We start from the raw sequence: 20,858 nt of genomic DNA, 5'->3' as shown, positions 1-20,858 counted from the left end.
CTGTGTCGGACGCCGGGCTCATCGTCACGATGGTGAGCGTGTTCCTCGGATTCCTGCTCTTCGGGGCATCCTTCAAGAGCTTCATGGTGCGGCGACGGCCGGCGGTGACGTGGGGGCTGTTCACCGTCGCGGTCGTGTTCATCACATTCGTGCCGGTGGGGATTGCGGTCTTCTGGGCCTCGTAGAGTATACTGGACCGGTTGCTGACGCAACGAACCCTCCTGCCGCGCCCAACAGGGGCACGGCCGAAACACTAGACCACAGGAGGTGATGAGGTCCGTGCGTCAATACGAGATGATGATCATCATCGACCCGTCCCAGGACGAGCGCACCGTTGCCCCGTCCCTGGATAAGTTCCTCGAGACGGTTCGCAAGGAAAACGGTACGGTCGACAACGTTGACATCTGGGGCAAGCGTCGCCTGGAGTACCCGATCAACAAGCAGGCCGAGGGCATCTACGCCGTCGTCGACATGCACTGCGAGTCGGCTACCGTCCAGGAGCTTGACCGTCTGCTGAACCTGAACGAGATCATCATGCGCACCAAGGTGCTGCGCAAGGACGCCAAGTAAGGCTCCTCACGGCGCAGGTCAACCGGATTCCCGGTTCCACTGATTCACCATCGCCAGCGAAGACAGGAAAGACACCACATGGCACAGGGAGACACCCCGATCACTTTGGTCGGCAACCTCGTTGCTGATCCTGAACTCCGGTACACGCCCTCGGGCGCTGCCGTGGCGAACTTCCGTGTCGCCTCCACCCCACGCCGGTTCGACTCGCAGTCGAACCAGTGGGTGGACGGTGAAGCTCTCTTCCTGGCCTGCAACATCTGGCGCCAGGCGGCCGAGAATGTGGCGAACTCGCTCACCAAGGGTGACCGGGTGATCGTCCAAGGCCGTCTGCGGCAGCGCAGCTACGACACGCGCGAAGGTGAGAAGCGCACCGTGTACGAGATCGAGGTCGACGAGGTCGGCCCGTCTCTGCGGTATGCGACGTCCCAGGTCACCAAGACCCCCCGTCAGGGTGGTCAGGGTAACTGGAACGGTGGGAACCAGGGCGGAAACCAGGGCAACCAGGGCGGCTACTCCGGTGGCAACCAGGGTGGCCAGGGAAACCAGGGCAACCAGGACGGTTTCGGTGGAAACCAGAACCGCTCCGCTGCCCCGCAGCAGGGTAACCAGGGCGGCTTCGGCGGACGCAACGCGTCCAACGACGACGATCCCTGGAGCTCCGCTCCGCAGTCCTCCGGTTTCGACGGTGGCGACGAGCCCCCGTTCTGATCTGTCGTGTGATCGCGTTCACAGACATTTCCGCAAACCCCCAGAACAACGAAAGGCACCGGATCAATGAAGCTGATCCTCACCGCTGCCGTTGACAACCTCGGTGTCCCGGGCGACATCGTCGAGGTCAAGGCCGGCTACGGCCGTAACTACCTGCTCCCCCGCGGCCTGGCGATCACCGCCACCAAGGGTGCTGAGGCACAGGTCGAGAACATCCGTCGCGCGCAGGCTGACAAGGTCATCCGCGACCTGGACCACGCCCACGAGGTCAAGGCCGAGATCGACCACCTGCAGGGTGTGTCCGTCAAGGTCCGCACCTCTGACAAGGGCAAGCTCTTCGGCTCCATCAACGCCGCCGATATCGCCGCCGCCGTCAAGGCTGCCGGCGGTCGCGAGCTGGACAAGCGCACCATCGTCCTGAACCAGGGCGACATCAAGGCGACCGGCTCCTACAACGTGGACGTCAAGCTGCACCCGCAGGTTGTCGCTTCCCTGAACTTCAAGGTCGTCGCCAAGTAACTGGCGTCACCACCGTTATCCGCTCTCCCCGCGGGACACCGTCACGGTGAACCACGGCGTGGGACGGCCCCGGCCCAGACACCCGGTCTCCGTCAACCATCGCGCCCAGGGGCGGGCGACCCCGAAGAACATACTTCGACAACAGCACACGACACGGACCTTCCCGGCCAGACACCGGGGCAGGTCCGTGTCGTGTTTTCGGTGCGTCCGGAGAAGGTGGCGACCGGGGGCTTTCCGGGAGGACACCCTGTGTGTTCCGGGGTGCGATCGGGCCCCGTTTCTGTACCTGTGGACAACTCCCGCAACCCACGATGCATAGAGATCGGAAAATATGCGCATATTCGACCTGCGGTGATGGAAACAGACCTACGTCCACCTGCTGTTCGGTGGGTGGACAGGAAGTTGTCCACGCACGTGTTCCATACAGTCCACAGCTGTAAAGCTCTCTGACCTGCGTTAACGGTGGTCACCTCGGGTAATCGGCGGAAGTTGTCCACAGGTTGTCCACAAGCCGACCTGCGGCATTGCCAGCTATGCACGCCGTGTCCACAAGTTGTCCACAACAGCTTGTGGACAACTCTGTGGAGAGCTGCGGCACAGTGGGCTTCTGCGGCCCTTTGGTCCACCCCCGCGCCCGCGTCTACAGTGGGCTCATGAGTGCACAGGAGAACACGGGGACCGACGTGCCGGGGGGAAGCTCCGGGGACGGTTTCGCGACCAGCTTCGGGGATGCCCCGCTGCCGCCCGAACCGTCGGCCTGGGACGAGGGGCCCGGCGACAGTTTCGGTGGCGGTGGCGGCAGCACTTCCGGCCGGTCCGGCGGAAGTTTCCGCGGCAAGGGGAAGGGGCGTGGCCGGGGCAGTGACAACGTGGACTTCTCCGGCCTCGGCGAGCCGATGCGGCAGATGCCGCAGAACGTGGAGGCCGAGCAGGGCGTCCTCGGTGGCATGATGCTGAGCAAGGACGCCATCGCCGATGTCGTCGAGCGGCTCAAGCCGGAGGACTTCTACCGCCCGGCCCACCGCACCATCTACGAGACCATGCTCGAGCTCTACGGCGAAGGCATGGAGGTCGACCCGGTCATCCTGGGTGGCCGGCTTGACAACAACGGCCTCATCGACGAGGTCGGGGGTCTGCCGTACCTGCACGAGCTGTCGAGCAAGGTGCCGACGTCCGCCAATGCCGGCTACTACGCCGACCTGGTCGCCGAGAAGGCGGTGCTGCGTCGGCTGGTGGGGGCGGGCACCCGTATCGTCCAGTACGGCTACTCGGGGCTGGAGGGCGCGGAGCTGGAGAGCGTGGTCGACCGCGCCCAGCAGGAGATGTTCAACATCACCAACGAGTCCGCCAGCGAGGACTACATGGTCCTGGCGGACCTGCTGGAATCCACCATGGACGAGCTCGACGACCTGGCGTCCGGCGCCGGTGGCGAGGGAGGTGTGATGTCGGGGTTCCACGACCTCGACGAGATGACCAACGGGTTCCGCGGTGGACAGATGATCATCGTGGCGGCGCGTCCCGGTGTCGGTAAGTCGACGCTGGCCCTGGACTTCATGCGCTCGGTCTCGGTCCAGCAGAACAAGGCCTCCGTGCTGTTCTCCCTGGAGATGAGCAAGTCTGAGGTGATGATGCGCGTCTTCTCCGCGGAGGCGGCGGTGCCGCTGTCGGCGATGCGCGGCGGCAAGATGGATGACGGTCAGTGGGACAAGCTCACCCGTCGCGTCACCCAGATCGAGAATGCGCCGATCTTCATCGACGACTCGCCTAACCTCACGATGACGGAGATCCGGGCGAAGGCCCGACGTCTGGCGCAGAAGCACAACCTGGGCCTTATCGTGGTCGACTACCTGCAGCTGATGAGCTCGGGCAAGAAGGTCGAGTCGCGTCAGCAGGAGGTCTCGGAGTTCTCCCGTCAGCTCAAGCTGCTGGCCAAGGAGGTCGACGTCCCGCTGGTGGCGATCTCTCAGCTCAACCGTGGTGTGGAGGCCCGTGGCGACGACGCGCTGCCGCGCGTGTCCGACCTGCGTGAGTCCGGCTCGCTGGAGCAGGACGCCGACATCGTCATCCTCATCAACCGACCTGACTCGCAGAACCGTGACCACGAGCGGGCAGGCGAGGCGGACCTGATCCTGGCGAAGCACCGTGGTGGTCCGATCGGCACGGTGCGGGTGGCCCACCAGCTGCACTACTCGCGGTTCTCGGAGCTCTCGCCGGGGGCGTGATCCGCCAGGGCGGGGTGGGGGCTCACTTCCCGCCGGGGCACCCGGAGGGAAGGTCGAACTGGGCGAGCAGGTCGTCCAGGATGGCGGAGAGCTGCGACGCCTGGGTGGGGGAGAGCCGGTCGGTGAACAGTTCCCGGACGGCGTTCACGTGGCCGGGGGCTGCCGCGGTCACGACCTCGAGGCCGGTCCGGGTGAGCACGATGTAGGCGCCACGGCGGTCGTCTCCGCAGGCCTCGCGGTCGAGGAGGTCACGGTTGCGCATCCGGGTGATCTGGTGGGAGAGCCGGGAACGGTCCCACTGGAGCCGGTCGGCCAGGGCCGCGATGCGCATGCGGTGGTCGGGTGCCTCGGAGAGGTTGACGAGTACCTCGTAGTCCGGGAGCGAGATTCCGCTGTCGCGTTGCATCTGACGTGCCAGGTTGGCCTGGATCCGGGGACCGGCCACCAGCCACTGACGCCAGAGCTGCTGCTCCTCCGCGGAGAGCCAGCGGGGTTCCTGGGGGTCCTGGTTATCAGTGCGGGTCATGCTCCCCATTCAATCACAGTGAGGAGATGGTTGACACGTCAACTACATCTGTCTATAGTGGAATCCATCGCCACGGGATACCGTGGGCATTGCAGGACATCACAGAAGACCACCTGAAAGGTTCACACCATGAGCTCCGTCAACGACTACGCCGGCACCTACACCATCGACCCCGCCCACTCCGAGATCGGTTTCACCGCCCGCCACGCGATGGTCACCAAGGTGCGCGGCACCTTCGACACCTTCACCGGCACCGCCACCTCCGGCAAGAACCTCGAGGGTGCGGCCATCTCCGTCGACATCGACGCCGCCTCCATCAACACCCGCAACGAGGGTCGCGACGGCCACGTGAAGTCTGCCGACTTCTTCGACGTCGAGAACTTCCCGAAGATCACCTTCACCTCCACCTCCGTCACCGCCAAGGGCGATGACGAGCTCGAGGTCACCGGCGAGCTGACCATCAAGGACGTCACCAAGACCGTCACCATCGACTTCGAGTTCGAGGGCGAGGTCGTGGACTCCTTCGGCGCCACCCGCGCAGGCTTCGAGGGTGGGCTCGAGATCAACCGCACCGACTTCGGCCTGACCTGGAACGCCCCGCTGAAGACCGACGGCGTCCTGGTCTCCGAGAAGATCAAGCTGAACTTCGACATCTCCGCCACGAAGAACGAGGCGTAGTCGGTAGGCCCCTAACCGGCCAGCTGCGTCCCGGCCCACAGGCCGAGACCCGCGAGCAGAACCGTCACCACCAGCACGCCCACCCCGTTGAGCGCCGCTGCCCGGTGGCGGTTCTGCCGTATCAGGTTCATGGTCTCCACCATCGCCGTGGAGAAGGTCGTGTAGCCGCCGAGGAACCCGGTGCCGACGACCGCCTGCCAGTCCTCCGGCAGGGCCCCGGCGGTGACCAGGCCGGTGAGCAGGCCCAGGGCCAGTGAACCGGTGGCATTGATGAGAAAGGTCGCCCACGGCAGACCTGCCGTGGAACTGCCACCGGACGTGGCGGCGAGCCGGGCCTTCACCACCCCGTCGAGCACGAAACGGCATCCGGCGCCCAGGCCACCGGCGAGGCAGAGGATGCAGAAGAGCAGGGGAGTCATCAGGCGTCCTCCTCCCCGGTCAGCTCGACCCGCGGGGTGACGCGCACCGCCGCGGCCATCCGCATACCCGCTGCCGCCGCAAGGACGCCGACGATCACCGAGACCAGGGCATACCCCAGTCCCGCGAGCGGCAGCCCGTCCGAGGTGAGGGATGCGGCGTCCGTCGCCAGGGCACTGTAGGTGGTGAATCCGCCGAGCACGCCGGTGCCGGCGAACAGGCGCAGGACGCGGCGTCCTCCCGTATCCGGGCCGAGCCGGGGGAGCAGACCGAGCAGGAAGCCCAGGAGAAACGCGCCGCCGATATTGATCGCACCGATGATCCAGGGCACCTCATCGTAGGGGAACGCGAGGACAAGCCCCTCGCGCGCGGCGACGCCGGCCATGCCGCCGAGGATCACCGGGATGATGAACCGCAGCTGCAGATGGACGGGTCGGGCGGGGACGTCAGGCACACGGTCATCCTACGACCGTGCCGGCTACACCGCGGTGTAACCGCCGTCGATGAGGTGGTAGGAGCCGGTGATGAAGGAGGCGTCGTCGGAGAGCAGGAAGGCGACGAGCTTCGCGATCTCGTCGGCGCGGCCGAGGCGTCCCAGCGGGTGTTCGGCGACCAGCGCCTCCTTCTGTTCGTCGGGCATGTGGGCGAGCAGGGGAGTGTCGATGTAGCCGGGGCCCACGGCGTTGACGCGCAGGCCCGCGGGGCCGTACTCGGTGGCGGCGTTCTTCGTCAGGCCCACGACACCGTGCTTCGCCGCGGTGTAGGCGGCATTGCCCGGGGCGGCGACGCTGCCGTGGATGGACGCCATGTTCACGATCGCGGACTGGTCGGCGCCGGCCTCGAGCATGGCGGGGATCTGGTAGCGGTTGCCGTAGAGGACGCCGTTGAGGTTGATCCCGATGACCCTGTCCCAGTTGTCGGTCTCCAGCGCACCGACCGGGGCGCTGGCCCCGGCGATGCCGGCGTTGTTCACGGCGTAGTTGAGCTTGCCGTAGGTGGTCACGGCGAAGTCGACGATGGCCTTGTTGTCCTCGGCCGAGGAGGAGTCCGCCCGGAAGGCGGAGGCGGTACCGCCGTCGGCGGTGATGGACTCGGCGACGCGCGTCGCAGCGTCCTCGTTGATGTCGGTGACGACGACGGACGCGCCGCGGGCGGCGAGCTCGACGGCGCAGGCCTCGCCGATGCCGGAACCGCCGCCGGTGACGACGGCGACCCTACCGCTGAAATCTGTGGCTGACATGGTGTTTTCCTCTCGGTGAAGTGGTGTGGTCGATCACCGCCGAGAGTACGTGCCGGACCGGGGGACGCCGCGGGGTCGGTCCCGGACGGGGGTGGGCGCAGCCGGGGCTGCCGTCAGCGGGGCTTCTTCGCGGTGATCCACACGTCGATCTCGGCGGTGACCGGCTCCACGCCGGCGTCGTCGAGCATCTGGAACCTGATGGTGTGCAGTTCACCGCCGGACTCGCGGGTGATGGCGGAGAAGTCGACGTCGTCGAGGGTCGCGGTGATGGTCAGGCCGCCGGTGGACTTCGCCGGGTAGTCGGCGCGCATACCGCGGGGGATCCAGCGGTGGGTCGTCGGCACGGTCGCCTCGCAGACCAGGCCCATCGCGGCCTCGGCGCCGTTGAGGGCGGCGATGACGTGGAAGGTGCCGATGTGGTTCTGCACGCCCCACCACTTCCCGAGGCGGAGTACGGCGCGGCCGGGCTCGACCTCGCGGACACGCGGGGCGACGGTGCGGAAGTAAGGGGCCTTGAGGGCGTAACCCAGGGAGAACAGGCCGCGCTGCGGGGCGGAGCCGTTGAACTTCTTCCAGAGTTTCAGCAGGGGAGGTGTGGAGTCGCTCATGTGCGGTCAGCCTAGTGGGTGGGGCCGTACTCCGCCGACGTTCGGTGGAAAGTGCCGGTACGGTGGGCGGGAGTACCCGTACCCCGCCTGCGGAATAGGGCGCCGGACCCGCGCGTTGCACGACCTGAACAGCTTCTCCCGAAAGGACCAGACATGAGCACCCAGACGATCACCAACGACAATTTCAAGGACACCATCGACAAGGAGGGCATTGTCCTCCTCGACTTCTGGGCCGAGTGGTGTGGCCCCTGCAAGCGCTTCAGCCCGGTCTACGAGCAGGTCTCCGAGGAGTACCCGGACCACGTGTTCGGCAAGATCGACACCGAGGCCAACCAGGAGCTCGCCGCCGGTCTGCAGATCCAGTCCATCCCGACCCTCATGGCCTTCCGTGACGGCATCCTCGTCTACCGCGATGCCGGCGCTCTGCCGCCCAAGGCGCTCAAGGACCTGATCACGCAGGTCGAAGGCCTGGACATGGACGAGGTCCGCCAGAAGGTCGCCGAGCAGCAGTCCCAGGAGGGCTGATCTCCCGGCCGGGATGACCGGCCGGTCCCGGTGACTGCCGCTGAACGTCGCTGACGCGAGGTGCAGGAAGTGTTTATGCTGGACAGCACTGACCTCACCATCGACCACCGGGAGTCACCATGGCGAATCCTTTTTCCAAGGGCTGGAAGTACCTCATGCAGTCTCTGGACATGAAGATCGACGAGAACGCCGATCCGAAAGTCCAGATCCAGCAGGCGACCGAGGCCGCGAAGAAGCAGCACCGGCAGATCACAGAGTCCGCCGCGAAGGTCATCGGTAACCGGAACCAGCTCGAGATGCAGCTCAACCGTCTCGCGAAGGACCGTGAGTCGCTGGAGGCCAACACGCGCACCGCCATCCAGCAGGCGGACGCCGCCACCGCCTCGGGGGATCAGGTGAAGGCCAACGACCTGGCGTCCACCGCGGAGATCTTCGCCACCCAGCTGGTCACCGTCGAGCAGCAGATCGAGCAGACCAAGCAGCTTCACGCGCAGGCCAGCCAGGCTGCTGAGCAGGCACAGCAGCAGCAGGCTCAGTCTGCCGCGAAGCTGGAGGAGCAGCTCTCCCAGATCGACCAGCTGCGCGCGCAGGTCGACCAGGCGAAGATGCAGGAGGCCTCCAACCAGGCGATGGAGTCCATGCAGGGCATCCAGGCCGATGATTCCGTGCCGACTCTTGACGGGGTGCGCGCGAAGATCGAGGCCCGCTACGCCAACGCCCTCGGTGCCCAGGAGCTCACCGAGAGCAGTGTCGCCGGTCGGATGGCGGAGATCGGGCAGGCCGGTCGTGACATGGCCGCGGCCAGCAGGCTCGAGCAGATCCGCGCGTCCATGGGCGGCGCCGGCGGTGCCGCTCAGCCGGCTGTGGAGTCCGCGTCGGGTGGGGACGCCGCGATCGAGGCAGGGGACGGGGCCGCCGAGGCGGACGCGGATGCCGCCGAGGCCACCGGGACACCTGAGGACGCCGCGGCGTCCTCCCCGGAGAACCCCTTCGGCCGCTCCTGAGACAGACCCCTCCGACACGGCCGCCGGGTGGCCGACATCACCCGGACGAGCACAGGTAAACCAGCGTTTACCTGTGCTTTTGTCTGTCTTTGCATTTCTCGTGCAAGTTTGCATCCGGTGAAAACGGGTGTATGCTGTTACCTCGTCGCTGCCCCTCCGTCCGGTCCGGAGCGGGCACTGAAGACAGTCACCGGTGACGACCTCCCGACCTGTCCACACTGAAGAGCCGCAGTTCACGGCCCCAGACCGAGCAAGGAAAGCGTGACCCTCCCAGACCATGTCTGAACCCCAGAACCCCACCGCGGCGGTAACGGCCGCGGAGCAGCCGGCCCGCCCCGGCCTCCTCATCGGCATCCTCGTCATGGCCGCCTTCGTGATGATCCTCAACGAGACGACGCTCTCGAACGCCCTGCCCGATCTCATGATCGAGTTCAGCGTCGGCGCAGACACCGCACAGTGGCTGACCACCGCCTTCATGCTGACCATGGCCGTCGTCATCCCGATGACCGGCTACCTCATGGCCAGGATCCCCGGCCGTGCGCTGTACATCATCGCCGTCGCGCTCTTCGCGGTCGGCAGCGTCATCGCGACCTTCGCGCCCGCATTCTGGGTGCTGCTCGTCGCCCGCGTCGTGCAGGCCGCCGGTACCGCACTGATCATGCCGATGCTGATGACCACCATCATGGTCCTCGTCCCGGCCGAGCGTCGTGGCGCGATGATGGGCCTCGTCGGCATCGTCATGGCCGTCGGCCCGGCTATCGGCCCGACCTACGCCGGTGTCGTCCTCGAGATCGCGTCCTGGCGCTGGATCTTCGGCACGATGATCGTCCTCGGCGTCATCGCCCTCGTCATCGGTGGCATGCAGATGCGCAGCTTCCAGCCGACCTCGAAGCCCCCGTTCGACGTGTTCTCCGCGTTCCTCTCCGCGATCGGCTTCGCCGCCACGGTCTACGGCCTGTCCAAGCTCTCCGACCTGGCCGACGGCTTCCCGACCCAGTCCGTGATCTTCCTGGTCATCGGTATCGTCGTTCTGACTGTCTTCTTCCGCCGCCAGAGCTCCCTCATCGACGCCGAGGCCCGCGGCGAGCATGTCACCCCGCTGATGAACACCGCCCCGCTGAAGATCCGCGAGTACGTGCTCTCCCTGGCGATGCTGCTCATCAGCTTCTGCACCCTGTTCGGCTTCATCATCCTCATGCCGATCTTCGCGCAGACCGTCCTGGGACTCTCCGCCCTGCAGACCGGCCTCGTCACCCTGCCCGGCGGCATCATCATGGGTGTGCTCGGGCCCGTCGCCGGCCGTATCTTCGACGCCAAGGGCACCCGCCCGCTGATCATCCCCGGTGCCGTGATGATGATCATCGCGATGTTCCTCATGACCCGGCTCGACGAGGACAAGAACGTCTGGTTCCTCATCGGCTGCGCGGTCGTGCTGAACATCGGCCTGGCCTGCCTGATGACCCCGCTGATGGCGAATGCCCTGGCCGCCGTGCCGACCCACCTCTCAGCGCACGGTTCCTCGATCCTCAACACCCTGCAGCAGCTGGCCGGTGCCGCCGGCACCGCCCTGTTCGTGGCGGTCATGGGTATCGGTGAGTCCCACTCCAATTCGGTCGAGCCGATCATCCCGGTCGAGGTTGACGGTCAGATGGTCCCGGCTCCGATGGGCCCGATGATCGACGGTGTGACCATGTCCTTCTGGATGGGTGTCTGCATCGCCGTGGTCGTGTTCATCATGACCCTCGTGCTGAAGGTCGACGTCAAGCGTGGCCCGGTCGAGGTCATCCGCGAAGACTCCGACGTCGAGGCAAACGCCTGACAGCAGCGTTGACATCGGCGTGCGCTGATCAGCAGCGCGCTCCGACGAGGCGCAGGACCAGTTCCGTGACCTCGTCGATCAGGGGGGTGGCGTCTTTCCCGTCCCGGCCGTCGCCGGAGACGGGGACCGTGGGGGAGAGATGCCCGAGGAGGGACTCGACGACGGTGCCGGTGACGGCCCGCGCCGAGGTTGTGGGGTTCCGGGTGGGGAGTTCACCGGAGCCGACACCGTCGGCGATGATGCCGACAATCAGGGCGTGGTACTGACGCCGGCAGGTCAACCGCTCCTGGTTCACCCGCGCGCCGACCGGCTCGAACAGCAGCGCTTCGGCGGTGTGCCGACCGTGCAGGGCACGGGTGGCGAAGGCGCCGACCAGCGCGGTGAGCCGCCCGGTGGCGGTGGAGCCGTGGGTGCGTGAGGCGTGGTCCACGGCGGCGAGTTCCGTGGCGGCGAGCCGTTGGAATACCGCGGCGAGCAGGTCATCATAGCTGCCGAACTGCCGTTCCACGGCACCCGACGCCATGCCGGTGAGCTCGGCGATATCGCGCGTTGTCGCGGCGACGAATCCGCCGTCGGCGATGAGGGAGGACGCCGCGTCGAGGATGTCGGTACGAGAATCACGGTTCGGGTGGTGGGCCCGGGAGGAACGTCGTGCGGTCCGGGACGCGGGCAGGGAGACTGCCGGGCGGGTCGTGGTGAAGGGGGCGGGATCGCTCGGGAATTGGCCGGGGCCAGCGAGTTGCCGACGGTGGTGTCGGTGAGCGAAGCGGTCATGATGGGCGAACCTTCCGTGGTGGGGTGTGTGGTCTCCGGTGACAGTCCGTCGGGGCGGCCCCTCAGACTGTGTTGTAGCGCACACTGCAGGTTTGTTCGGGGAAGGGTAGCCAAAACCACGTACTTCTTCCGAAACTTTTTCCTGCTCGGTCTACGCCCGGTCGACCAGGGCGGTCAGGTCCACCCCGGACGGCAGTGTCCCGTACTCCATGCCGCGGGTCATCGGGTCCACGCGTCCGGCGAGGAAGGCCGAGGCCACCGGGGCAGGGGCGTGGGTCAGCAGGGTCTGGGCCTGCAACGTCAGTGCGAGGGACTCGATGAGTCGTCGGGCGAGAACGGGTGCCTCGGCCGGCGAGGAGGCGGCGTCCTTCAGGAGCGTGGTCATGCGGTTGAACTGGGCGTCGTACCGCTCGTCGACGCCGACTGACCGGGATATCTCCGCGACGAAGGCCTCGCCGGCCTCCGGCTGACGGGCCAGCGCCCGCAGCACATCCAGGGCGATGACATTGCCTGAGCCCTCCCACACCGCGTTCACGGGGGCCTCGCGCAGTCGCCGCGCCAGGGGGAAGAGCTCCGTGTAGCCGTTGCCGCCGAGGCACTCCAGCGATTCATAGGCGTGGTGGGTGCCCCGCTTGCACACCCAGTACTTCGCGACCGCCGTGGCGAGGCGTCGGAAGTCCTCGAGGCTGTCGTCGTCGTGGGCGGCGGCCAGACGCATCGCGGTCCAGGTCGCGGCCTCACTCTCCACCTGCAGGTCGGCGATGACATTCGCCATCGCCGGCTGGTCGATGAGCGTGGCCCCGAACGCCGCCCGGTGCCGGGCGTGCCACGCCGCCTCCGCCACACCCTGGCGCATCCCCGCCGCCGAGCCGAAGATGCAGTCCAGGCGGGTGCGGTTGACCATCTCGATGATCGTGGGGACGCCGCGTCCTTCCTCGCCGACAAGCCACCCGACGGTGCCGTCGAGCTCGATCTCGGAGGAGGAGTTCGACCGGTTGCCGAGCTTGTCCTTGAGGCGCTGGATGAAGAAGGCGTTGCGCCCGCCGCCGGGCAGGATCCGGGGCACGAGGAAGCAGGACAGTGCCTGGTCAGCGTTACCGGAGCCGCTGGCGTCCCCGGTCCGGGCGAGGACGAGGAAGGCGTCCGACTGCGGGGCGGAGCAGAACCACTTGTGGCCGGTCAGGGACCATGTCCCGTCGGCATTGGGTGTTGCGCGGGTGGTGTTCGCCCGCACATCCGAGCCGCCCTGCTTCTCCGTCATGGCCATGCCGAAGATCGCGGAGGACTTCGTCGCCGGGTCGCGCAGTTCGGGGTCGTAGGAGGTGGACAGCAGCTTCGGCTCCCAGAACTCCGCGATCTCCGGCGACTTCCGCAGGGCGGGGACCACCGCATGGGTCATCGACACCGGGCACCCGTGGCCGGCCTCGACCTGGCTGACCAGCATGAACCCGGCGGCACGCTCCACATTCGCGCCGGGACCCGGATGTGCCCAGGCGGAGGTGTGCAGCCCCTGGTTCACCGAGAACCCCATGATGCGGTGGTAGGACGGGTGGAACTCCACCTCGTCGACCCGGTTGCCCCACCGGTCGTGGGAGGTGTGCACCGGCGTGATGCGGTTCGCCAGGTCCGCGTCATGCTGGTAGGACGCCGTCCCGACCTCCGCGCCGATGAGGCCGAGACGGTAGGTGTCGGCGTCCGGGGCGAAGGTGTCGACCGCCTCGACGAGGGCGGGGTCGCAGGTGAACTCGTTGATGTCGACGCGCGGGGCGGACTGGTTGAAGACGGTGTGCGTGGTCATGATGCTCCCAGGGCTCGTAGACAGAAGGTGGTCACGGAACTGATGAGTTCCTCGGGGGTGTCGGGGCGGCTGCTGAGCCTGCCCATCAGTGCCTCGGCATTGGCGCCGATGACGGCGCGTGCGGAGGTGGCGGCGTCCTGTGCGGGGATTTCCCCGGCCGAGATCCCGGCGGCGATGACGCCTACGAGAAGCTCGTGGTAGCGGCGGCGGAAGATGAGCCGTTCGCCTTCGACCAGGGCGTTCACCGGCTCGAAGAGCAGGGCCTCGGCGGTGCGGGGGCCGGTCAGGGCGCGCCGGGAGAAGGTCGTGAGCAGGGCGGTTATCCGGTCGCTGACCCGCGCGTCGGCGGACTGTACGGCGTGCTCGACGGCGCGGTACTCACGGTCGGCCAGTTCGCGGAAGATCTCGGCGAGGAGTTCCTCGCGGTTGCCGAAGTAGCGGTAGACGGTCCCGGTGGCGATGCCGGAGGTGTCCGCGATCGCGCGGACGGTGGCGGCGCCGAAACCGCCGGTGGCGACGAGGACCGTGGCGGCATCGAGGATGTCGGCACGGCGTCTCTCGGCGCGGGCCCGCGTGTTCTCGGTGGGGCGGTAGGGCACGGCGTCCTCCGGTTGTCGTCGTCCGTCATCTTCCACAAAAGTGTGAACTGTGGTTCACTGTGGTTCAGGTTACATTACCGAACGAAAGAGAGCTGCACCATGAATCTCATCGACGTCCTCGACGCCAGCGTGCGACGCAACCCCGACCACACCGCCGTCGAGTGGGGTGGGGAATCCATGACCTACCGGGAACTGCGGGACGCCGCCGACCGCGCTGCCTCGGTGTTCGCAGGGCGCGGCGTCCTGCCCGGGGACCGGGTCATGGTGATGACGCTCAACGACCCCGGATTCCTCGTCGCCATGTACGGCATCTGGCGCTGCGGGGCTGTCCTCGTCCCGGTGAACCACAAGATGACGCCGCCGGAGATCGAGCAGATTGCGACGCACTCCCGTGCCGTCGCCGGCGTGGTCAGTGACCGGTTGGCGGAAACTGCGGCGCAGGGCGCGCCGGGCATCGGGTGGCTCACCACGGGCTGGGAGCCGGGCACCTTCGAGGACGCCGTCTCTGCTGCTGAGCCGTACACCGGCGGTCTCGTCGACGAGACCGACTACGCCCAGGTGCTCTACACCTCCGGTTCCACCGGGTCACCCAAGGGATGCGTCCTGACCCACCGGGCGGTCAGCGCGATCGCACCGAACATGGTCTCCAACATGCCCTTCGCCGCCGATGAGCGGATGCTCGTGTGCATGCCCGTGTGGCACGCCTCCCCGTTGAACAACTGGGTGCTGACCACCGTCTTCATCGGCGGGACCGTGGTGCTCATGCGCGAGTACGACCCCGCGCAGTTCCTGTCCGTGCTGGAGGAACGGCGGATCACCTCGGTCTTCGGCGCACCGGTCGCCTTCATCGCCCCGGTGCAGCTGGCGAAGGCGGGGGCGGAACAGGGTGCGCGGCAGCCGGCGTCCTACGACCTGTCGGCGATGCGGATGCTCATCTACGGGGCCGCACCGCTGGGCGAGGAGATGGCGCGGATGCTCATCGACGCCTACGGCACGGAGAACTTCTACCAGGTCTACGGCATGACCGAGACCGGGCCGGCGGGATCGCTGCTGAAGCCCGCCGACCAGGTTCGCAAGGCCGGATCCATCGGCCGCGGGATGCTCGGTGTGGACCTCAAGGTCGTCGCCGACGACGGTGCCGAGGTCACCGCAGACGGCGAGGGGGAGATCTGGATGCGGTGTGACTCGATGATGAGCGTCTACCTCTCCGACCCTTCGGTCACGGCGGAGGCCTTCATCGACGGCTGGTACCGCACCGGGGACGTCGGACGGGTGGACGCCGAGGGCTACATCTACATCGCCGACCGCAAGAAGGACGTCATCATCACCGGCGGGGAGAACGTGTACTCCACCGAAGTAGAGGAGGCGATCCGGGACATACCGGAGGTCCGTGATGTCGCCGTGGTCGGACGCGTCCACCCGGAGTGGGGTGAGACGGTGGTCGCCGTGGTCGTCACCGATGAAGGGCAGCTGCTCAGCGTGGACGAGGTGCGGGCGCACCTCGCCGGGAAGCTGGCGAAGTACAAGATCCCCCGTGAAGTCGTCGTGGCCCGTGGCCTGCCGCGTAACCCCTCGGGCAAGCTGCTCAAGCATGTCATCCGGGCTGAGGTGAATGCGTAGATCTTCGCCGATGTCGGCATTACGCAGCGTGAGGTTGTTTTCAGCACCCTGCCAACGACCTCAGACTGCGTGCTGCCGACATCATGCGGAGAAGCTACACCGTCGCGACCTCGGGGAGCAGCAGCTTCTCCCACAGGTTCTCGTTACCGCGGCGGTAGAGGCCCATGTGTCCGATCTTCTCCCGGCCGACCTCCGACGGTGCGTAGCGCTTCGGGGTGAGCTCGGCCCCGGTGTAGAAGCTCTCCAGGTGCGCGCTGGCCTTCGCCGACATCGTGGCGTCATCGGTGAAGGTCAGGGCGGTGACGGGCATGGTCACCGCGGCGCAGGTCGTGCGGTGCTCCGGGAGGACGCCTAACAGGTAGTCCGGGTTCCGGCACCAGCGTGCCCACTGCGTCATGACGGGGCCGGGGATGTCCCGGAGCAGTCTGATCCTCTTGCCGGGGTAGTACCCGAACACCTTGACCAGCGCCGGGGCGAGTGCCCACCACAGCAGCGGGGCGATGGCCTTGTCCGGGTAGTCCGCGTTCTTCCACCAGCCGGTTCCGCCGCAGCTGATGACGGCGCGGGTGATCTTCGAGTGGTCGGTGAAGGGGAGGAGCTGGCAGCCGAGGCTGTGACCGATCCAGGTCAGCGGGACGCCACCGAAGTGCTCCGCCAGATCCTCGTGGACATGGTCGACGACGGTGGCGGCGTCCGCGGCCCAGGTGAGGATGTCGGCTGTGACGTCCTTGAGCGGGGTGCGGGCCGAGGCGCCGTAGCCCTGGTAGTCGAAGGTGTAGGCCACGATGTCCCGGTCAGCGAGCCAGGTGGCGACGGCCGTGTAGTAGCTCGCCTTCGTCGCCATCGCCGGGGAGATGAGGGCGGCTCCCCGGGGCTGCCCGTCCGGGGCGAATCGTGTGACGGCGATCGGCTCGCCGTTGCCGGCGGTGAGGGTCACGGTGTCTGTACTGGTCATGGGTGCTCCTGGTCGGTAGGGGTGTCGGTAGGGGTGAGGTCGCCGGTGTTCAGCCGGACAAGCATGAGGGTGACGGCGTCCGCGTCGGCCTCGTTGAAGGACGCCCCGAGGGCCGCCTTCTCCAGGGCGAGGCCGAGGACGGCGGCCCAGAAGCCGCGGGTGATCTCACCTGGCGAGGCCCGGACTGTCCAACCGGTGCGGGTGAAGGTGTCCGCCATCGCGCGTTCGCCGGCGTCGTACAGGGCGGCGTGGGTGGTGACGATGATCTGCTGCAGTGCGGGGACGCGCCGGGCGGCGAGCATGGCTTCGGCGTACATGGTCAGTGTCTTCGCGCCCGGGCCGAGCAGGTAGGTGACCAGGCCGCGGGCGTGGGCCTCCGGGGTGGCGGAGCCGCGCGTGCGTTGCTCGGCGAGGCGGGCGGTGCGCAGGACTGCGTGGGAGGCCGCGTGGATGAACAGGGGTTCCTTGCCGCCGAAGTGGTAGGTCACCTGGTTCGGGTAGGCACCGGCGGCCCGGGCGATCTCCGCGACGGAGACGTTGTCGTAGCCCCGGTCGCGGAAGAAGGTGACGGCAGCGGCCAGCAGTGCGGTGCGGGCCTCACCGTTGTTGTAGGCCATACAAGAAATCTAGCGTGGTCCGTGCGGTGGCGCAGGAGAACCGGCAGGGACAGGGGAGGACGCAGCTACAGGCGGTGGCGCCCGCTCTCGTGCTGTTGCGTGGCACGCGCCGGGCGGGACGGGCGGGCAGCCCAGGTGGGACGCTCGGGCGGAGCGTAGGAGTGCTCGGGGAAACCGCTGAGGTAGCCCGGGGAGGACATCGGTGGCGCCTCCGGCGGCGGGCTGACCCGGGGGAGCAGATCGATCGGCTCGGGGTCCGGGGCGGTGTAGGTGGGCTCCGGTGCCGGTGCCGGTGCCGTGGTCGGGGCCGGTGCGGCGCCGGGACGCCAGCGGGAGACGGCGTCCTCCAGGGGGCCGTAGCGGAAGTCCTCGTTGGCCACCTTGAGTGCGACCCAGAGATCGGAGAGGCACTGTCGGCGGTAGAGTTCGGGCAGGTCATCGACCCAGTGGAGGACCTGGGACGCCGCACCGGCGAAGTCGGTCGAGGCGCCACGGGCGGCGAGGAAACGGAGGGTGAGGGACATGCCGTCGATGTCCTCGACCATTTCGGGGGTGGGGGCCGGGGTTGGATCGGGAGGCGGAGAGGGGGTGTACTCCGGGGGAGATTCGGCCCGTGGCGTCCAGACCGGCTGCGGGTCGGGGACCCATGCAGGCTCGGGATCCGGTGTCGGTTCCGGCCGGGGAGTGTGGAAGGTCTCGCTGTGCCGGGAGGGGGCGACGGTGGGCTCAGCAACCGGCTCCGGCGTGGGGGAGGGGTCCGGTTCGACCGTCAGGGTGACCGTGACCCTGTGGTGGTCGATGGTGGGTTGGTGCAGGTTGAGGTGGGTGCGGACCCTTGTTACGGCGTCGTCGAGGACAGGGACGAAGAGAACGTCCCCGTTGTTGAGTGCGAGATCCCAGCCGTTCTGCTTCTTGCGGGCAGTCACTGAGACGCCATAAGTAACCGGTGCCATCAAAGTATGATTTTAGTGGTGTGCGGGGGTAGTTACCGGCTGATCGCGTCTTTCACGGCCTGCAGCTGGACCTTTCCGAGGCCGCGCAGAGTGCGGTTGGCGGCGAGTGTCCGGCGGGGTATTTCTGGCGGGGTGTTTCTGGCGGGGTGATTCCGGCGGAGACTCCCTACAGTGCCGCTTCGATGGCGTCGATGACCGCCGGGTCGTCCGGGGTGGTCTGCGGGCGGAAACGGTTGAGGACGCGTCCGTCGGCGGAGACGAGGAACTTCTCGAAGTTCCACTGGATGTCGCCCGCCTCGCCCTCGGCGTCCTTCGTGGTGGTGAGGGCCTGGTAGAGCGGGTCGCGGTCATCGCCGTTGACGTCGGTCTTGGCGAGCAGGGGGAAGGTGACGCCGTACGTGGTGGAGCAGAAGGTCTGGATCTCCTCGGCGCTGCCGGGCTCCTGACCGGCGAACTGGTTGCAGGGGACGCCGACGACGGTGAGGCCGGTGCCGTCGGTGGTGCTGTAGGTCTTCTGGAGCTGCTCGAGGGCGGTGTACTGCGGGGTCAGGCCGCACTTGGAGGCGACGTTGACGATGAGCAGCGGGCCGTTGAAATCGTGGAGGTCGAGCGGGTCGCCGGTGAGGGACGTGGCGGGGATGGACTTGATGTCGGTGGTGTCTGAGGTGTTGTCGGTCATGGGCGCGAGGGTAGTCCCGGTGGGCGCAGAGTTCAGGGGGTATCGCCGTCACCTCTCGCGCGTACGCTCGGCGGCACCGCGTCCCGGCCGGCACGGCGTCCTGATCCGCAGGGCGTGACGGGACCGCACGCGAACGGAGACCACCGATGAGCGACCTCGAACTCAACCCGCTGTTCGCCCGCACCGACGAGGCGACCAGTTTCCCGCGTCACCGCATCCCGGAGGCCGGCAGTCTGCCGGAGACCGCCTACCAGCTCATCCATGATGAGGCGATGCTCGACGGCAACGCCCGGATGAACCTCGCCACCTTCGTCGGCACGTGGATGGACGACCACGCGAACCGGCTGTACAGCGAGGCCTTCGACAAGAACATGATCGACAAGGACGAGTACCCCGCCACCGCGGAGATCGAGGACCGCTGCTGGCGGATGATCGCCCGGCTGTGGAACGCGCCCGATCCTGACCACACTATGGGCACCTCCACCGTCGGGTCCTCGGAGGCGTGCATGTTCGGTGGCCTGGCGCTGAAGCGGCGGTGGCAGCACCGGCGTCGCGCGGCGGGGGAATCTACCGAGCGGCCGAATATCGTGCTGTCCTCGGCGGTGCAGGTGTGCTGGGAGAAGTTCTGCAACTACTTCGACGTCGAGCCCCGCTACGTGCCGGTCAGTGAGGAGCACCGCGTCCTCGACGGTCATGACCTGGACAGCTACGTCGACGAGAACACCATCGGCGTGGTCGCGATCCTGGGCGTGACCTACACCGGCATGTATGAGCCGGTGGCCGCGATCGCCGCCGCGCTCGACGACATCGAGGACCGACGTGGCCTGGACATCCGGATCCACGTGGACGCCGCGTCCGGCGGGATGATCGCCCCGTTCCTGCAGCCGGACCTGGAATGGGACTTCCGGCTGCCGCGGGTGGCCTCGATCAACACATCCGGGCACAAGTACGGGCTGGTCTACCCGGGGCTGGGTTGGATCGTGTGGCGCACGCAGGAGGATCTGCCGGAGGACCTGGTCTTCCGCGTCAGCTACCTCGGCGGGGACATGCCGACGCTGGCCCTGAACTTCTCCCGGCCGGGCGCTCAGGTGCTGCTGCAGTACTACCTGTTCCTGCAGCTGGGAATGGACGGCTACCGGCGGGTGCAGGGCACCACGATGGAGGTGGCGCGGTACCTCGCCGGCGAGATCGGGAAGATGCCGGACTTCGAGCTGTGGAGTGAGGACCTCGACATCCCGGTGTTTGCGTGGCGGCTGGCGGTGGAGGACGCGTCGGGTGGCGCGCGCCGGGAGAGGAAGTGGACGCTCTACGATCTGTCCGACCGGCTGCGGATGCACGGCTGGCAGGTGCCGGCGTACCCCATGCCGGACGACCTCAGTGATGTGACGGTGCAGCGCATCGTCGTGCGCAACGGGATGAGCCACGACCTGGCGACGCTGTTCGTCCGGGACCTGCGCACCTGCGTCCATTACCTCGACGGGCTGGCCGCGCCACTGCCGTCCTCGGCTGACTGTGGGCAGGGGAGGGGGTTTCATCACTGAGGTGGTTGGGGGTGAGACAGAGCAGCAGGCAGTGGCCGGCACAGAGCCGAGCTACTCGATAGTGACGACGACACCGAGTTTGTCCAGGGAAGCCCTGATTCTCAGGGCCTGATCCCGGATAGTGAGGCCGGCGACCGCGGTGGAGCCAGGGAGTGGAAGCTGCATTCGGAAGAGGAAAGCGCCGGGGATCGGGTGCGTCGGAGAAAGCGATTCTTGGTGATGGCTCAACCCCCACGCAGTGGGGAGGACCGGGTGATCTTGGCGGTCCCGTCGGGGTACGTGGCTCAACCCCCCGCAGTGGGGAGGACGGTCTAGGGCCGAATCGGGCTCGGCCATGAAAGGCTCAACCCCCACGCAGTGGGGAGGACTGTCCGTCCTGGTCAAGTCTCTTTGAGTGGTGTTCTTTGTCGGTCCCTGTGGACAGGGGATTGTCAGCGACGAGTCGACCAGCTCAGCCGTCGTCGTAGACCATAGGGACCGTGGGGA

Annotated in this window: 23 protein-coding genes; 11 read left to right on the top strand and 12 right to left on the bottom strand. The window is 67.3% G+C overall.

Annotated features, from left to right (window positions below):
- The first annotated feature begins 2 nt into the window (after window positions 1-2).
- The 5 genes from CVA01_RS12665 to dnaB all read left to right on the top strand — a co-directional run bounded on the left by CVA01_RS12665 (window position 3) and on the right by dnaB (window position 4,019).
- Window positions 3-185, top strand: coding sequence for a hypothetical protein (locus tag CVA01_RS12665; protein ID WP_041630260.1), 183 nt, complete (start codon window positions 3-5; stop codon window positions 183-185).
- An 85-nt stretch (window positions 186-270) separates the two neighbouring features.
- Window positions 271-570 (top strand): 30S ribosomal protein S6, encoded by a 300-nt coding sequence (rpsF, locus tag CVA01_RS12660; protein WP_174775643.1) that lies wholly within the window; start codon window positions 271-273, stop codon window positions 568-570.
- Between the two features lie 78 nt (window positions 571-648).
- A complete protein-coding gene (locus CVA01_RS12655; protein ID WP_141331210.1) occupies window positions 649-1,278 on the top strand; it encodes a single-stranded DNA-binding protein in 630 nt (209 codons plus the stop codon).
- A 66-nt stretch (window positions 1,279-1,344) separates the two neighbouring features.
- The gene (gene rplI / locus CVA01_RS12650) at window positions 1,345-1,797 is read left to right on the top strand and encodes a 50S ribosomal protein L9 (RefSeq protein ID WP_014011462.1); all 453 of its coding nucleotides are present in this window, start codon (window positions 1,345-1,347) and stop codon (window positions 1,795-1,797) included.
- A 653-nt stretch (window positions 1,798-2,450) separates the two neighbouring features.
- Entirely contained in the window at window positions 2,451-4,019 is a 1,569-nt protein-coding gene (gene dnaB, locus CVA01_RS12645; RefSeq protein ID WP_141331208.1) for a replicative DNA helicase, read from the top strand.
- Window positions 4,020-4,041: 22 nt separating this feature from the next.
- On the opposite strand, the gene CVA01_RS12640 is transcribed toward dnaB, so the two are convergent.
- Entirely contained in the window at window positions 4,042-4,545 is a 504-nt protein-coding gene (locus tag CVA01_RS12640; protein ID WP_082796438.1) for a MarR family winged helix-turn-helix transcriptional regulator, read from the bottom strand.
- Between the two features lie 129 nt (window positions 4,546-4,674).
- Here CVA01_RS12640 and CVA01_RS12635 point away from each other — a divergent pair, with 129 nt between their 5' ends.
- Window positions 4,675-5,223: a YceI family protein gene (locus tag CVA01_RS12635; RefSeq protein ID WP_014011459.1), complete on the top strand. Its 549-nt coding sequence runs from the start codon at window positions 4,675-4,677 to the stop codon at window positions 5,221-5,223.
- Between the two features lie 11 nt (window positions 5,224-5,234).
- On the opposite strand, the gene CVA01_RS12630 is transcribed toward CVA01_RS12635, so the two are convergent.
- From CVA01_RS12630 to CVA01_RS12615, 4 genes are all read right to left on the bottom strand, one after another.
- On the bottom strand, window positions 5,235-5,642 hold the full coding sequence (locus tag CVA01_RS12630) for a fluoride efflux transporter FluC (RefSeq protein WP_141331206.1): 408 nt from the start codon (window positions 5,640-5,642) through the stop codon (window positions 5,235-5,237).
- Window positions 5,642-6,094, bottom strand: a complete 453-nt coding sequence (locus CVA01_RS12625) for a fluoride efflux transporter FluC (RefSeq protein ID WP_141331204.1) — start codon at window positions 6,092-6,094, stop codon at window positions 5,642-5,644. Before CVA01_RS12625 ends, CVA01_RS12630 begins: the two co-directional genes overlap by 1 nt.
- Window positions 6,095-6,118: 24 nt before the next feature.
- Entirely contained in the window at window positions 6,119-6,880 is a 762-nt protein-coding gene (locus tag CVA01_RS12620; RefSeq protein WP_141331202.1) for an SDR family NAD(P)-dependent oxidoreductase, read from the bottom strand.
- 113 nt (window positions 6,881-6,993) lie between these two features.
- Window positions 6,994-7,488 (bottom strand): hotdog fold domain-containing protein, encoded by a 495-nt coding sequence (locus tag CVA01_RS12615; RefSeq protein ID WP_014011455.1) that lies wholly within the window; start codon window positions 7,486-7,488, stop codon window positions 6,994-6,996.
- Between the two features lie 153 nt (window positions 7,489-7,641).
- Between CVA01_RS12615 and trxA the strand changes: the two genes are divergently transcribed.
- The 3 genes from trxA (at window position 7,642) to CVA01_RS12600 (ending at window position 10,836) form a co-directional block, all read left to right on the top strand.
- A complete protein-coding gene (trxA, locus tag CVA01_RS12610) occupies window positions 7,642-8,013 on the top strand; it encodes a thioredoxin (protein ID WP_014011454.1) in 372 nt (123 codons plus the stop codon).
- A 119-nt stretch (window positions 8,014-8,132) separates the two neighbouring features.
- Window positions 8,133-9,017 carry a PspA/IM30 family protein gene (locus CVA01_RS12605; RefSeq protein ID WP_073883857.1) on the top strand — a complete coding sequence of 295 codons (885 nt, stop codon included), beginning with the start codon at window positions 8,133-8,135 and terminating at the stop codon, window positions 9,015-9,017.
- Window positions 9,018-9,294: 277 nt separating this feature from the next.
- Complete coding sequence (locus CVA01_RS12600) at window positions 9,295-10,836, top strand: MDR family MFS transporter (RefSeq protein ID WP_141331200.1); 1,542 nt, start codon at window positions 9,295-9,297, stop codon at window positions 10,834-10,836.
- Window positions 10,837-10,864: 28 nt separating this feature from the next.
- Here the strand turns inward: CVA01_RS12600 and CVA01_RS12595 are convergent, their stop codons facing one another.
- From CVA01_RS12595 to CVA01_RS12585, 3 genes are all read right to left on the bottom strand, one after another.
- Window positions 10,865-11,695 carry a TetR/AcrR family transcriptional regulator gene (locus CVA01_RS12595; RefSeq protein WP_141331197.1) on the bottom strand — a complete coding sequence of 277 codons (831 nt, stop codon included), beginning with the start codon at window positions 11,693-11,695 and terminating at the stop codon, window positions 10,865-10,867.
- A gap of 66 nt (window positions 11,696-11,761) precedes the next feature.
- Entirely contained in the window at window positions 11,762-13,408 is a 1,647-nt protein-coding gene (locus CVA01_RS12590; RefSeq protein WP_141331195.1) for an acyl-CoA dehydrogenase family protein, read from the bottom strand.
- Window positions 13,405-14,007, bottom strand: a complete 603-nt coding sequence (locus CVA01_RS12585) for a TetR/AcrR family transcriptional regulator (RefSeq protein ID WP_141331193.1) — start codon at window positions 14,005-14,007, stop codon at window positions 13,405-13,407. Before CVA01_RS12585 ends, CVA01_RS12590 begins: the two co-directional genes overlap by 4 nt.
- Before the next feature lie 99 nt (window positions 14,008-14,106).
- On the opposite strand from CVA01_RS12585, the gene CVA01_RS12580 reads away from it, so the two are divergent.
- Complete coding sequence (locus CVA01_RS12580) at window positions 14,107-15,627, top strand: class I adenylate-forming enzyme family protein (RefSeq protein ID WP_141331191.1); 1,521 nt, start codon at window positions 14,107-14,109, stop codon at window positions 15,625-15,627.
- Between the two features lie 94 nt (window positions 15,628-15,721).
- Here the strand turns inward: CVA01_RS12580 and CVA01_RS12575 are convergent, their stop codons facing one another.
- From CVA01_RS12575 to CVA01_RS12560, 4 genes are all read right to left on the bottom strand, one after another.
- Window positions 15,722-16,582, bottom strand: a complete 861-nt coding sequence (locus CVA01_RS12575; protein WP_141331189.1) for an alpha/beta hydrolase family protein — start codon at window positions 16,580-16,582, stop codon at window positions 15,722-15,724.
- On the bottom strand, window positions 16,579-17,199 hold the full coding sequence (locus CVA01_RS12570; protein WP_141331187.1) for a TetR/AcrR family transcriptional regulator: 621 nt from the start codon (window positions 17,197-17,199) through the stop codon (window positions 16,579-16,581). Before CVA01_RS12570 ends, CVA01_RS12575 begins: the two co-directional genes overlap by 4 nt.
- A 65-nt stretch (window positions 17,200-17,264) precedes the next feature.
- Window positions 17,265-18,125 (bottom strand): hypothetical protein, encoded by an 861-nt coding sequence (locus tag CVA01_RS12565; RefSeq protein ID WP_141331185.1) that lies wholly within the window; start codon window positions 18,123-18,125, stop codon window positions 17,265-17,267.
- Window positions 18,126-18,318: 193 nt separating this feature from the next.
- Window positions 18,319-18,831, bottom strand: a complete 513-nt coding sequence (locus CVA01_RS12560) for a glutathione peroxidase (protein WP_141331183.1) — start codon at window positions 18,829-18,831, stop codon at window positions 18,319-18,321.
- Between the two features lie 146 nt (window positions 18,832-18,977).
- On the opposite strand from CVA01_RS12560, the gene gad reads away from it, so the two are divergent.
- Window positions 18,978-20,372, top strand: coding sequence for a glutamate decarboxylase (gene gad / locus CVA01_RS12555; RefSeq protein ID WP_141331181.1), 1,395 nt, complete (start codon window positions 18,978-18,980; stop codon window positions 20,370-20,372).
- Window positions 20,373-20,858 lie beyond the last annotated feature (486 nt).

It is taken from the genome of Corynebacterium variabile, from assembly GCF_006539825.1.
Lineage (GTDB): Bacteria > Actinomycetota > Actinomycetes > Mycobacteriales > Mycobacteriaceae > Corynebacterium > Corynebacterium variabile.
Note: the sequence above shows the minus strand (reverse complement) of the source record. Positions and strands in the feature narration are given on the sequence as shown.